Origin of the sequence: Plesiocystis pacifica SIR-1 (assembly GCF_000170895.1) — a bacterium.
Lineage (GTDB): Bacteria > Myxococcota_A > Polyangia > Nannocystales > Nannocystaceae > Plesiocystis > Plesiocystis pacifica.
Genome location: NZ_ABCS01000074.1, coordinates 38343 through 52419, shown reverse-complemented (window position 1 = coordinate 52419; position 14077 = coordinate 38343). Strand labels below are relative to the sequence as shown.

Genomic DNA, 14077 nt, shown 5'->3' with positions numbered 1-14077 from the left:
AGGGCTGGGGCCACAGCACCTTCGAGGGCGGCGCGGCCGTGGCCGAGGCCGCCGGGGTGTCCGAGCTGTGCCTGTTCCACCACGACCCGAGCCACGACGACGGCTTCATGGACGCGCTCGCGGCCCGGGCCCGGCGTCGCTTCGCCAACACCCGCGTGGCCGCCGAGGGCCTCGTCCTCGCCCTCGACGGCCACCTCGACGGCGCCGCCGCGCCCGAGGCCTCGTCCTCCTCCACGGCCGCCTGAGCCCATGACCGAGCACCCTGGCGATGCCCCCAGCGCGCGCTCGGGGCCGCGGGAGGAGGGCCTCGGCCGGCCGCCCTTTCCTCGGCCGCGAGCGTGCGCGACCCTGAGCCTCGTGAGCGACTCGTCCAAGCGCCGCCGATCCACGGCTCCCTCGGGATCGGGCTCGGGTCGCGCTCGGGCCAAGGGGGACGCTGCGGGCGACAGCGTCGCCCTGGCCGCGGCGCCCTACCTGACCCGCGGCGTCGAGCTCGACGCCCTGCTCGTCACCGTCGTCGACAGCATCGTCGAGCACCTCGACGCCGAGCGCGGGACCCTCTACCTCGTCGACGGCCGCAGCCGCACCCTGACCAGCGTCGTCGCCCACCTCCCCGAGCTCGAGCGCATCCGCCTCGACTTCGGCCAGGGCGTCGCCGGGACCGTCGCGGCCCAGGGCCAGATCATCGCCGTCAGCGATCCCGGGGCCGACCCGCGCTTCGACGCCAGCATCGATCGCCAGACCGGCTTCTCGACGCGCTCGATGCTCGCCCTGCCCATCCGCGACAGCGCCGGCGAGGTCATCGGCGTGCTCCAGCTGCTCAACGCCGGCCGCGGCCAGTTCACCCTCGCCGACCAGGCCAAGGCCACCACCTTGGCCACGAGCGCCGGCCAGGTGCTCCAGGCGACCAGCCTCTACGCCGACCTGCGCGCGCGCAGCCCCCTCGAGCGCGAGGCCGATCCAGAGCCGTCCGAAGCGGTCGAAGAGCCCGACCCCAGCCAGTCGCAGATCCGCCCGGGGCCCAAGTACACCTTCAACCAGATCGTCGGCGAGTCCCGGGCCATGCGCCAGGTCTACGCCATCGTCCGCAAGGCCGCGGGCACCGACGCGACCGTGCTGATCACCGGCGAGAGCGGGACCGGCAAGGAGCTCATCGCCCGGGCGGTGCACGTCAACTCGCCGCGGCGCGAGCAGGCCTTCGTCAAGGTCGACTGCACCACCTTGCCCGAGGCGCTGATCGAGAACGAGCTGTTCGGCCACGAGCGCGGGGCGTTCACGGGGGCGCACCGGACCGCGCCGGGCAAGTTCGAGGTCGCCGACGGGGGCACGCTGTTCATCGACGAGATCGGCGAGCTGCCCCTGACCCTCCAGGGCAAGCTGCTGCGCGTGCTCCAAGACCGGGAGTTCGAGCGCGTCGGCGGGACCACCACGATCCGCACGGACATCCGGGTCATCTGCGCGACCCACCGGGACCTGCCCGCCATGGTCGACGCCGGGGCCTTCCGCGAGGACCTCTACTACCGCGTCCGCGTCGTGCCCATCGAGCTGCCGCCCCTGCGCGACCGCGGCTCGGCCGACCGCTTGCGGCTCATCGAGCACTTCGTCGATCGCTACGGGCGTCGCCACGGCCGACCGATCCACCGGGTCACCAAGGCCGCCCAGGCCCGCCTGCTCGAGCACGACTTCCCGGGCAACATCCGCGAGCTCGAGAACTGCATCGAGTCCGCGGTGGTGCTGTCCGACGAGGGGACCATCGACGTCGACGACCTGCCCCTGGCGCCGCGCAAGGCGAAGCGTGGTCGTACTCAGCAAGGGTCCGTTCCCACGGAAACTGGCCAGAGTTCGGGCCACTCGGGCCCCAATTTGGGCCTCCAGCTCGGCGATCCCACCCTCAGCCTCGCCGCCATCGAGCGCGCCCACATCGAAGCCGTGGTCCAGGCCTGCGAGGGCAACCAGAGCGAGGCGGCACGAAGGCTGGGCATCGGCCGCAACACCCTCGCGCGAAAACTCGGCCACAGCTGATCCCATTTTCGACGTGCGCTGCCTCGCGACTTTTTGCGGCGTGTCGCGACGATCTGCGAGCCTCGACCATGCGAGTCCGTCGCGACCTCGGCGCACTCGCTCTGCGCCGTCGCGTTCCCGACGAGCGTGCGCGGGGGGCCATTGCGCCGGTGGTAGCTTGGCGAAATGCGGGATGAACAGTTGATTGCGGCCTTCCTCTCGGGGGACCGCAAAGCCGGCGATGCCCTGGCCCGGCGCTACTACCCAGTCCTCCACAAGTACTTCCGGGAGCGGGTCCACCACGACGAGGTCGAGGAGCTCACCCAGTCGACGCTGATGCACACCGTGGCCCGCTCCGAGCGCTTTCGCCACGCGTCGAGCTTTCGCAGCTACGTCTACGCCGTCGCCCGCCGGGTCGTCGCGGAGCGCCACCGCCAGAGCATGCGCAACCGGGAGCTCCCGCGCAGCGGGGTGGACGCGCAGTCCCTCGACACCAGCCCGAGCGAGCGCGTCGCCCGGGCCGAGCGACGCCAGGCCCTCGACGCCGCCGTCGCCGAGCTCCGCAGCCCCTTTCGCGCGGTCGTGACCCTCCACCTCGCGGGCCACGACAACCGGGAGATCGCCGGGCGCCTCGGGCTGAACGACAACACCGTGCGCAGTCGCCTGTCCCGAGGGCTGGCCAGCTTGCGCCGGGCGCTGGGATCCGAGCAACGGCGACGGGTCGATCCCCTCTGATCGCCGGGCCCTCCCCTGGCTAGTCGAGCGACCAGCCTCTGGAGCCACCCGGCCCCACGCCCGCTCGGCACGCTTGCCAGAATGTCACGGATGGCGGCGCCCTCGTGTCGTCGCGGCCCTGTCTCGCGTTCTCCGCCCGGCTCCAGGAGTCGCAGATGGGGACGATCGTGGGGGAATGACACGCTTCTTCGGGCGTTGGCGCTCGGGCAAGCGCTCGCCACCGGCGTGGCATGTCGGTTGCACCAATCCCAGACATGCGCCGCCTGCTCCAGTCCAACTTCGGCCTCGTCAAGTTTGCAGCCGTGGGTATCGCCGTGTTCTTCGCGGGCAGCGCGGCGACCACCTACGCCGGCAACCGCCTCCTCCTCGAGTACGGGGTCGAGGCCGGAGCCGAAGACGACGAGGGCGACAAGGACAAAGAAGACGGGGAGGACGACCCCCCGGGCTTCGAAGACGGCGAGCCGACCCTGGCCAGCGCCGCGCGCAGCAACCCCCGCTCGACCCGCGGGAGCTCGACCAAGCTCCGCTACAAGCAAGCCACCGGCGACACGATCGTCGAGGGCAACCCCTTTTGCCCGACCTGCTCCCCCGCCGACGAGGTCGCCCCGGAGGCCTTGGCCAGCGGGGCCCGCCCCCTGGGCACCGGCGAGGTCCGCAGCAGCCTCCCCCTCCAGCTCCTGGCGACCATGGAGTCCGACGACCCCGCGTGGTCCATGGCCACCATCCGCGACCTCGACAGCAACAGCCTCGGGCCCTACGTCGCCAACGAGGCCGTCCGCCCCGGGGTCACCATCTTCGCCGTCGAGCGCGGCAAGGTGATCCTCTTGAACCAGGGCCGGCGCGAGTACATCAGCCTCGGCGCCGAGCCGGCCAAGCCCAAGCCCGCCCCGGTCCAGTCGACCCGCAAGGCCACCAAGGCCAAGAGCTCCAAGGGCAAGTCCGTGGCCATCGCGGGCGCCGAGCAGGCCATCGACTGCAGCAGCGCGAACAGCTGCACCGTCGACCGCAAGTTCGTCGAGTCGCTCCTCGCCAACCCCAAGCAGCTGATGTCCCAGGCCCGCATGTACCCCGTGCGCCGCGACGGCGAGCCGGCGGGCTTCAAGGTCTCGCGCATCCAAAGCGGCAGCCTGGCCACGCTCATCGGCCTGCAAAACGGCGACGTGCTCAGCGAGATCAACGGCCAGAAGCTCGGCTCCATCGACGACGCCATGGGCATGTACATGAAGCTGCGCCGGGCCAGCCACCTGTCCGTCGTCGTCGAGCGCGGGGGCGCGGTGATCACCAAGGAAATCTCGATCAAGTAGGCCCCGGCGACCGCCGGACCTCCCACCGGACCCACGCGACCTCGACCCAGAAAGGGGACGGTGCTGAACGCCCGTCCCCTGTCCTAGCCGTCGTGGACGACGCCACGCCCTCCCTGCCCCACGTCCACGACTCTGTCCATTCAGCGCGCGCGAACCTGCCTGGCCCGGCAGCCGAGCCCCACCGCGGCCCCCGACGAGGGCACGGTGCCGCTCGGCACTGGCTGCTACACTCGCGCCTCGTCGATGCCGGAACCCCTCGAGCTCGAAGTGTTGCTGGTCGTGGAGTCCCTGCCCAGCGGCGACTTCCAGGCGTGGCCCTTCGCCAACCCGGGCGCCGTGGCCCACGGGGCGACCCGAGAGTCCGTGCTCGAGCAGCAAGAGCTCTACCTGCGCGAGCTCCTGTCGCGCATCGAGGCGACCAAGCTCGCGGCCTACAGCCCCGCCGGGGAGCTCGAGCACGTCGTCGTCGAGGTCCCCGTGGCCCGGGCCGAGCTCCCCGATCGCGTGCGCATGCGCGGCACCCTGCCCTTCCCCTGCCTGCGCGTGGCGGAGCGCGAGGGCTGGTGGGCCGCCGTCTTGAACCTCGGCCACTTCGCCTGGGTCCCCCGGCCGCCCCGGGACGCGGACGCCGACGAAGACCAGAGCGAGGCGCAGCGCGCCGCGGCCCTCGACGAGCACCTGCGCGGGGTCATCGCCCGGGACATCGAGCGGGTGCTCGCGGCCCGCTCGCTGTCGAGCTACGACTACCTCCAGCTGCTGCGCGGCGGGAACCCCTACTCCCTCGAGCGCCTGCGCGTCGAGCTCGAGCGCGAGGAGCAGAGCGACCCCAAGGCTCGGGCCCAGGCTCGCCGCCGCCGCGCCCGGGACCGCTCCCAGGCCGAAGCCCGCAAGCTGCTGAGCAGCGTGGGCACCTCCGTGCTCGCCGAGGTCCGCCGCCGCCGGACCGTGCCCATCCTCCACCGCGAGCGCGAGATCGCCTCCCTCGACGCCCTGCTGCGCGGGCCCGAGCGCCTCGCCCTCGCCCTCGTGGGCCCGGAGCTGTCCGGCAAGACCGCGGTCGTCCTCGGCCTCGCCCAGCGCTGGCTCGAGCTCGAGCGCCCGGCCCGGGAGCGGCTGCCGGTCATCGTGCAGACCTCCGGGGCCCAGCTGGTCGCGGGCCAGTCGGGCTTTGGTCAGCTCGAGCAGCGGGTCCAGGACGTCATGGCCGCGGCCGAGGCCCTCGACGCCGTGCTCTACTTCGACAACCTCGCCGACCTGTTCGCGCGCACCAGCGGCGAGCTCGGGGACGTGGCGGCGTCGATCCGCCCGTGGATCGAGCGCGGCCGGGTGCGCCTGCTCGGCGAGCTGACCCCCGAGCGCCTCGAGCACCACGAAAAGCGCCACGTCGGCTTTTTTTCCGTGCTCAACCGCCTGCCCGTCCACGCCCTCGACGCGCCCCAGACCCGGGCCATCCTCGAGGCCCAGGCCCGCTACGACCGACGCTACGAGCCCAAGCGCCCCACCCTCACGCTAGGACCCGCGAGCCCATCGGCGAGCGCGCGCATGGGCCGGGGCAAGGGCGGCGCGGCCCAGCCCCTCGTCGACCTGGCCGAGCGCTACTTCAGCTACCAGGCCTTCCCGGGCAAGGCGATGCGCTTTTACCAGTCCCTGCGCGCCACCCAAGAGACCGAGCTCGACGCCGAGGGCAAGCCCCGCCCGATCAGCCCCGACGTGGTCTACAAGGGCTTCTCGCTCCACTCGGGCATCCCCATGTTCCTGCTCCGGGAGGACCGCGGCCTCGAGTTCGCGCGGGTGGTCGAGTACTTCGGCGCCCGGGTCATCGGCCAGCGCGCGGCCATCGACCGCGTCGCCGAGACCCTGTGCACGGTCAAGGCCGGGCTCCAGCCCGCGGCCAAGCCCCTGGCGACCTTCCTGTTCGTCGGCCCCACCGGCGTGGGCAAGACCGAGGTCGCCAAGACCCTCGCGCGCTTTTTGTTCGGCTCGCCCGAGCGCATGACTCGCTTCGACATGAGCGAGTACATGGACCCGCTCGCCGCCGACCGGCTGATCCGCGGCACGGACCGCGAGGACGGCGTGCTCACCCGGCGCGTGCGCCAGCAGCCCTTTTGCGTGCTGCTCCTCGACGAGGTCGAGAAGGCCCACCCCGCCGTGTTCGACCTGCTCTTGCAGGTCTGCGGCGAGGGCCGGCTGTCCGACGCGCGCGGGCGCACGACCTGGTTCCACAACGCGATCATCATCATGACCTCGAACCTCGGGGCCGCCCACCGCCGGCCGCAGTCGGGCTTCGGCGGGGGCTCGTCGGACGCGGACCCCAAGCGAGCCGAGGCCGAGGCCGAGCGCTACTACCTCGAGCAGGTCGACACCCACTTCCGGCCCGAGTTCGTCAACCGCATCGATCGCATCATCCCCTTCCACCCCCTCGACCGCGCGCAGATCCAGGCCGTCGCCCGGGTCTCGCTGACGAGCGTGCGCGAGCGCGAGGGCCTGGCCGAGCGCGGCGTGTCCCTCGAGCTCGAGGACGGGACCCTCGCCCGCCTCGCCGAGCAGGGCTACTCGAGCACCTACGGGGCTCGGGCCCTGCGCCGCGTGCTCGAGGATCGCCTGGTCGCGCCCATGGCCCGGACCCTCGCCCGCCTCGGCGGCCAGGGTCAGGGGGCCTCGGTGTGGGTCGGCGAGGCCCCGGCCGCCGGAGACGCTCCAGATGCAGACGCAGGCACGACCCCGCCCGCGGCCCCGGGCCTGCGCAGCGTCGCCCGCGAGACCCAGGACGCCCTGCACATCCAGGTCAGCGCGCCGACGAGCCGGAGCTCGCGCAAGACCACCGACGCCCTCGCGCGCGTGGCCCAGCTGCGCCGCAGCGCTCGGGCCAGCCTCGAGCTCCCGCCGATCCGCGCCCTCGTCGAGCGCGAGCGGACCCTCGTCGCCGAGCTCGGCTACGGCACCCACCGCCGCCGCAACGATCGCTCGCCCTGGGAGCACGCCGCCGAGCTCGGCCGCCTGCAGGCCGAGCTCGGGCGCATCGCCGGCACGGTCCGCAACCTCGACAGCCACTGCGGATCGATCGAGAGCGCCGAGGAGCTGACCATCGCGGCGCTCTACGAGGGCGAGGACGCCGCGCTCTTCGTCGAGGCCGCCGAGGACAGCCACGCCGAGCTGCGCAAGGGCATCGTCGACGCCCTGCTGCTCGCCAACGAGCGCCACGCGATCACCGTGCACCTGCAAGAGCAGGACAGCCGCGGCGCCTTCGCCATCTACCTGCTGCCCCTGCTCGACGCCCTCGCCGAGCGGGGCTGGCGGGTCCAGGCCCACGTCTACGGGGACCGCTCGGGGCCCGACGGCCCCGGCGACAAGGCGGCCGCGAAGTGGCCCACGGACCGCAAGTGGGGACCCCCGCGCACGCCCCACTGGCTGCGCCGAGAGCTGCGCGCGGACCTCGAGGCCGTGGCCGGGGACAGCTCCCGGATCGGCAAGCGGCGGTGGCGAAACCTGCTCCTGCGCGTCCAGGGCCGCCACGCCGGGGCCATCTTCTCGAGCCAGCTGGGCCTGGTCCAGTTCTCGCCCCGCCACGTCCACCCCAGCAAGGACAAGGGCGCGCCCAAGACCAAGGCCAAGGACCGCGAGCGCGACAAGGACAGCGCCCGCTCGGCGCACATGCTGGTCCGCCACATCCTGCACACCGACACCGTGACCAGCTGGGGCATCGACGCCCTCAGCGTCGACAAGGCCCTGCGCCGCGACGAGCTCGAGGCCACGCCCCGGCGCCTGCACTTCACCGAGGCCGGCCGAGTCACGGGCAGCCTGTGCCCCTGGGGCATGGCCCTGTTGCCCGAGGACCTGTGGGCCTCGGTCGACGAGCTGCTGTTCACGCCCTTGGTCGAGGCCGCCCACCGCGGGGAGGAGCTGTCGTGAGCATGGACTTGAGCGTGTCCGTGTTCCAGCGCAAGGTCGGCAACACCTCGACCTGGTGGAGCGTCGGCTTTGGCCCCCACGAGATCCAGCACAGCGGACGCAACCTGACCAAGCTCCGCGACCGCTTCGTGTCCGACTGCCGCGAGCGCGTCAAGGACACCAAGCCCCGGGCGCTCGCCGAGCTGCAGCTGGTCCGCGGGCGCGAGCTGGCCCTGGTCCAGCTCGACCTGACCGTGCGCGCGAGCGCGGGCAAGGAGCGCTTCACCGGCCGCGTGCCGCTCATCCTCGAGCCCCGCCCCGTCGGCCCCGATCGCGTGCTGCACATCGCCTACCACCCGCTGCGCCCGCGCGAGTGGTTCCCCTACCCCGCCGACGAGCGCGGGCGCCTGCCCGAGCTGGCCCAAGTCGTGTTCCAGCGCGCGTGGTCCGAGGCCGAGCTGCTCGGCCCGGAGCTCGACTGGCTGCGCACCCAGGGCCGCGAGCACCTGCGCCTGGTCGGCTTCCGCGGCCAGCCCCCGACCCTGCTCGGCAGCCTCGAGCGCAAGTCCAAGGGCCCGGAGATGGCGCGCATCGGGACCCGGCGGCGCACGGCCGGCGTCGGCCTGCTCCACGACCTGGGCACCAACTTGACCCACAAGGCCGGCCAGGACGAGCTGCGCCCCGGCATGCCCCGAGAGCCCTACCGCGAGCAGCTGCGCCAGCTGCTGTGCGGCGAGCGCAAGGCCCCGGTGCTGCTCATCGGCCCCCCGGGCGTCGGCAAGACCACGCTGCTGCACCGCCTGGTCCTCGACATCCTCGACGCCGACGGCTGGGCCGCCCACCAGAACCTCGACCGCGTCCACCACGTGTGGCAGATCAGCGGCCGGCGCATCATCGCGGGCATGAGCTACCTGGGCCAGTGGGAGAAGCGCTGCGTCGAGCTGCTCGAGCAGACCTACGCCAAGAAATTGCTGCTCTACGTCGACGACGTCCACGCCTGGGGACGCATCGGCGAGTCCAAGCAAAACGACCGCTGCCTCGCCGACTTCTTCCGCGGCCCCCTCGCCCGCGGCGAGCTGACCCTGGTCGGCGAGTGCACCCCGGAGCAGTACCAGCAGCTCCAGGCCGACGCCGGCAACTTCGCCAACGCCTTCACCACCGTGCACGTCGAGCCCACCGACACGGCCACGACCATGCGCATGCTCGTCCACGAGGCCCGCGCCCTCGAGCTGACCTGCGGGTGCAGCTTCGACCCCCGGGTGTACCGCTCGATCTACGAGCTCTCCGGCTCGCTCTACTCGGGCACGGCCTACCCCGGCAAGGCCCTCGAGCTGGTCCGCACCCTGGCCGCGCGCCACCGGATCAGCCCCGAGCGCATCGATCGCCTGCTCGTCGACGAGGTGCTGATGCGCGCGCCCAAGCCCAAAGACCGCGACAGCGGGCGCGAGCAGGTCGGGACCGGGGAGCTCATCGCCCTGCTGTCCCAGCGCACGGGCATGCCCGAGCTGCTCTTGTCCCCTGAGCGCCCCCTCGACGCCGAGGCCGTCGCGGCCGCGTTCGCGGCCCAGGTCATGGGCCAGGACCAGGCCGTCGAGGTCGTCCGCGATCTGATCGTCCGCATCAAGGCCGGGCTGTGCGACCCCAGCCGCCCCTACGGCGTGTTCTTGTTCACCGGCCCCACCGGCACGGGCAAGACGGAGATGGCCAAGGCCCTCGCCGAGTACCTGTTCGGCGACGAGTCCCGGCTGATCCGCCTGGACATGAGCGAGTACAACGTGCCCCACGCGGCGGCCCGGCTGATCGGCGATCGCTTCCAGCCCCAGGGCGTGCTGACCTCGGCGATCCGCGCCCAGCCCTTCTCCGTCGTGCTCCTCGACGAGGTCGAGAAGGCCGCGCCCTCGGTGCTCAACCTGACGCTCCAGCTCTTCGACGACGGCCGGCTGACCGACGCCGCCGGCGAGGTCGCGGACTTCCGCCACGCCGTGCTGATCATGACCTCCAACCTCGGCGCGGGCGGGGGCTCGTCCATGGGCTTCGGCGGAGACGCGGGGGCGCGCAGCCGGGCCGTGCTCCTGGACATCTCCAAGGCGGTGCGCGAGTTCTTCCCCCCCGAGCTGTTCAACCGCATCGATCGCGTGGTCCAGTTCCACCCCCTGAGCCCGACCGCCGCGCGGGCCATCGCGCGCAAGGAGCTGGGCCGGCTGCTCAACCGCCGCGGCCTGCTCGAGCGCAACACCTTCGTGCGCTACACCGAGGCCGTGCTCGCCCGCGTGGTCGACCAGGGCTTCAACGCCCGCGACGGCGCCCGCTCGCTCAAGCGCTGGCTCGAGGACAACATCGGCTCGCTGCTGGTCGACGCCCTGACCGGCTCGCAAGCGGCGAGCATGCGCTTGCTGTGGCTCTACGTGGGCGGAGTGGGCGGGACGGACGGCGCCCGCGGGCGGGTCCAGGTCCACGAAGAGGCCCTGCGCGAGGCCGAGCCGATCCCCGAGGACAGCCGCTTCAGCGAGATCCTCGAGGCCCCCAACGCCGCGGTCTTCGCCCTCGTCCCCGAGGCGCTCCGCTTCCTGCGCAGCCTCGACAGCGGCGAAGGCCTGCGCCGCCTGTCCAAGACCCTCGCCAGCTTGCTCGAGGACTTCAACCGCCAGCTCACCCACGAGCCCGAGCCCGACGCCCTCGACCACGGCCAGGCCGCCAACGCGCTCTACAACCTCGAGGTCCTGCGCACCGAGATCACCGAGCTGCGCCAGGCCCTCGAGCTGCACGCCGACTACGACGCCCGGGTCGCCGACGCGAGCACGAGCCCCGACCGCCTCGGCGAGCAGCTCGAGATCGATCGCTACCCCAGCGACTCCATCCAGCACCCCGACGGCACGGTGACCCGGGTGACCCGCCTCGACCGCCGCCAGCTCTCCCCGGACCTGCCCCTGCGCGAGCGTCGACGCATGCTCGAGGCCATCGCCGGGGTGTGGTTCCTCGAGCGGGCCATCGACCACGCCGACGAGGCCAGTCAGCACGTCGTGCTGCTCGAGCTCAGCCGGGTCGGCAACCCGCGCCAGCGCGGCCGCTTCGGCGAGCGGGCGAGCGTGCTCTTCCACGACCTGCTCGCGGCCTACATGGACCGCGGCCGCGGCGAGCTCGAGTCCTGGGCCGCGCTGTGCCCCGAGGACGAGGCGCACGGCGGCGCCACCACCTCAGCCCGGCTCGCGGGCAACCAGGCCCCGGCCAGCCTGCGCGAGCACCTGCGCGCGCGCACGCCCATGACCACCGCGGTGCTCCAGCTCGTCGGCCCGAGCGTGCGCGACTTCTTCGCGGGCGAGAGCGGCAGCCAGCTGCTCGAGGCCCTCTCGGGCGAGCACGAGATCGTCCGCGTCCGCGTGCTCCCGCCCGGACCCCGGGGCGTCGACACCAGCCCGGCCGCGGCCCTCCAGGCCCTCGTCGAGCAGCGCGAGCGCTTCGTCGCCAGCCTAGAGGGCCGGACCGACGGCGCCTCGGCGGAGAAGGGCGAGGGCCTGCCGCCCAACCCCGACGCCATGCTCCCGCTGATCCGCCGCTACAAGCTCGAGGACGGCCGCTCGGGCAAGCCCCCGGTGCTCGAGGTCGAGGACTACCCGCTGAGCCACGTCTCGACCCACGCGAGCGCGAGCGTGACCACCATCTTGCCGCTGCTGTGGCTGCTGCGCGTGGGCGTGGCCATGCACGCCCGGCGTGAGGAGGGCGCGTCGTGAAGCCCGGGCTGCGCGTGCTGTTCACCCACCACCCCGACGGCAGCGTGACCGGGTGCCTGCTGCTCAAGGGCTGGGCCGAGCAGATCCCGAGCAGCTTCGGGGCCTCCGAGGAGGCCGTGCTCGCGGGCCTCGAGCAGCTCGTCACCGACCGCCTCACCGACGACAGCGGGGCCATGGACGCCTTTTTATGGGACGAGCAGCTGTCCGTGCGCACGGTGCAGTTCGAGATCAACCCGCTGTCCGTGGTCGACAAGCGCTGGGTCATCGGCCGCGACACCATCCCCCTGCGCATGAGCTTCGCGTGGTCGCGCCTGCCCAAGGGCGGCTACCGGGTGCTCCTGCCCCGCTTCAACTGGTGGTTCATCCTCGAGGACCTCGAGTCCGCGGCCCAGGTCCTGCGCCAGGCCGTGAGCTCCGAGCTGCTCGGGCGCCAGGCGGCCTCGCTGTTCGACTACCGCGACCTGGGCGAGGTCCGGGTCCTCGAGTGGACCCCGCCCCTGCTCGGCCGGCGTCGGCGCGAGCGCGGGCTGCCCAACACCTACGAGGCCTTCCCGACCCTGCGCGCCGTCGCCGAGGAGCGAGTCGAGCGCAGCCGTCGTCGCCGCTCTCGCCTCGTCGAGCCCCCGGACCTGCGCCCCCACGCCCACCTGTGGGAGCGCGAGACGCCCGCGTCCATCCTGCTCGTGGGCGGGCCCGGGGTCGGCAAGAGCACGTGGATCGAGGCCCTCGCCCGGGAATTCTCCCGGCGGCGCAAGGGGGCCACCGGGACCAGCCCGCGGATCTGGTCGACCTCCGCCGAGCGGATCATCGCCGGCATGATGTACCTGGGCCAGTGGGAGCAGCGCTGCCTCGACATCATCCACGAGCTCAGCCACGAGGGCGACTACCTCGACGTCGGCCAGCTCCCCGCCCTGCTCGACACCCGGACCGGGCGCAGCTCCATCGCCGACTTCTTCCTGCCGGCCATCGAGGCCGGGGACCTGAGCCTCATCGCCGAGTGCCACCCCCGCGAGTACGAGCAGCTCAAGACCCGCGCGCCCGTGCTGCTCGCGGCCTTCAACGTCATCCCGATCGCGCCCACCTCGACGACGGCCATGCCCGGCCTGCTGCGCGCCTACCAGGGCCGCGTCAACCCGCGCCTCGAGCTGCGCCCCGAGGCCCTGCGCCGCGTCGTCCAGCACCTCGAGCTGTTCCGCCGCGACACCTGCTTCCCGGGCAAGGGCTTTCGCTTCCTCGACTGGCTCAACCAGCAATACGGCCACGACGAGCTGGCCGCCCTGACCCAGCGCCCCAGCCCCAGCCCCAGCTCGAGCCCAAGCCAAGACGCCGCCGAACCGCCGCCGGCGACGGGGCGGAGCGGCGAGGAGCCGAGCACGGTGCTGCGGGGCCCCGACGCGTCCGCGGCCTTTAGCCGCTACACCGGCCTGCCCCTCGAGCTCATCTCCGAGGAGACCGTGGCCGGCCCCGAGCAGCTCGCCGCCCGGCTGCGCGAGGGCGTCGTCGGCCAAGACAAGGCCGCGGCCACGGCCGCCCGGGTGCTCGCGCGCTTCAAGGCCGGCCTCGACGACCCCGAGCGCCCCGTCGGCAGCCTGTTCTTCGTCGGGCCCACGGGCGTCGGCAAGACCGAGCTCGCCAAGCAGCTCGCCCGCTACATGTTCGGCGACGCCGACCGGATGATCCGCCTCGACATGTCCGAGTACATGCTCGGCGGCTCGGCCCAGCGCATGCTCGCCGTCGGCCCCGGGGTCGAGAGCCTCGCCGAGCGCGTGCGTCGGCAGCCCCTGTCGCTGATCCTCCTCGACGAGATCGAGAAGGCCCACCCCGAGGTCTTCGACCTGCTGCTCGCCGTGCTCGGCGAGGGCCGGATGACCGACGCGGCCGGCTCGCTCGTCGACTTCCGCATGACGCTGATCGTCATGACCTCCAACCTCGGGGTGTCCGAGCGCGGCCCGGCCGGCTTCGGCGGCGACGACGAGGGCGCCCGCGAGCGGGGCTTCGACGCCGCGGTCCGCCGCCACTTCCGGCCCGAGTTCTTCAACCGCATCGACTTCGTCGTCCCCTTCCGCAGCCTCTCGCCCGCGGACATCCAGCGCATCGTCGGCCTCGAGCTCGCGGCCATGGCCAAGCGCACCGGGCTGGCCCGCCGGGGGCTCCGGCTCGAGGTCAGCGAGGCCGCGCGCGCGACCTTGGCCGAGTGGGGCTGGCACCCGACCCGCGGCGCCCGCCCGCTCAAGCGCGTGCTCGAAGAGCAGGTCATGGCGCCCCTGTCCGTGCTGGTCGCGCGCCGACCCAAGCTGCGCGATCAGAGCGTGTGGGTGCGGACCCACGCCGAGCCCGGGCCCCGCGCGCCTCGACCCGGAGCGCCCGAGCCCGTGCTCTTGCGCCTCCCCGAGCGACCCCCGAGCACCGTGCGCTAGTCTT

General features: G+C 72.9%; 6 protein-coding genes and 1 pseudogene. All 7 read left to right on the top strand.

Translation table 11 applies throughout. From position 1 onward, the window contains the following. A pseudogene (locus PPSIR1_RS29190) lies at positions 1–245 on the top strand (MBL fold metallo-hydrolase); the annotation flags it as partial. A gap of 112 nt (positions 246–357) precedes the next feature. Beyond that, complete coding sequence (locus tag PPSIR1_RS29185) at positions 358–2022, top strand: sigma-54 interaction domain-containing protein (protein ID WP_232296563.1); 1665 nt, start codon at positions 358–360, stop codon at positions 2020–2022. 165 nt (positions 2023–2187) lie between these two features. Further along, a complete protein-coding gene (locus PPSIR1_RS44160; protein ID WP_086001795.1) occupies positions 2188–2736 on the top strand; it encodes an RNA polymerase sigma factor in 549 nt (182 codons plus the stop codon). 254 nt (positions 2737–2990) lie between these two features. Further along, on the top strand, positions 2991–4040 hold the full coding sequence (gene gspC, locus PPSIR1_RS29175; RefSeq protein WP_006974806.1) for a type II secretion system protein GspC: 1050 nt from the start codon (positions 2991–2993) through the stop codon (positions 4038–4040). Positions 4041–4283: 243 nt separating this feature from the next. Further along, positions 4284–7949, top strand: coding sequence for an AAA family ATPase (locus PPSIR1_RS29170; RefSeq protein ID WP_006974805.1), 3666 nt, complete (start codon positions 4284–4286; stop codon positions 7947–7949). A 2-nt stretch (positions 7950–7951) separates the two neighbouring features. Further along, positions 7952–11656: an AAA family ATPase gene (locus PPSIR1_RS29165; protein ID WP_045116969.1), complete on the top strand. Its 3705-nt coding sequence runs from the start codon at positions 7952–7954 to the stop codon at positions 11654–11656. Further along, entirely contained in the window at positions 11653–14073 is a 2421-nt protein-coding gene (locus PPSIR1_RS29160; RefSeq protein ID WP_006974802.1) for an AAA family ATPase, read from the top strand. Before PPSIR1_RS29165 ends, PPSIR1_RS29160 begins: the two co-directional genes overlap by 4 nt. Positions 14074–14077 lie beyond the last annotated feature (4 nt).

Excerpts from the sequence above, each read along its gene's own strand:
- PPSIR1_RS44160 (WP_086001795.1), top strand. The coding sequence starts at position 2,188 with ATGCGGGATGAACAGTTGATTGCGGCCTTCCTCTCGGGGGACCGCAAA.
- gspC (WP_006974806.1), top strand. The coding sequence starts at position 2,991 with ATGCGCCGCCTGCTCCAGTCCAACTTCGGCCTCGTCAAGTTTGCAGCC.
- PPSIR1_RS29170 (WP_006974805.1), top strand. The coding sequence starts at position 4,284 with ATGCCGGAACCCCTCGAGCTCGAAGTGTTGCTGGTCGTGGAGTCCCTG.
- PPSIR1_RS29165 (WP_045116969.1), top strand. The coding sequence starts at position 7,952 with ATGGACTTGAGCGTGTCCGTGTTCCAGCGCAAGGTCGGCAACACCTCG.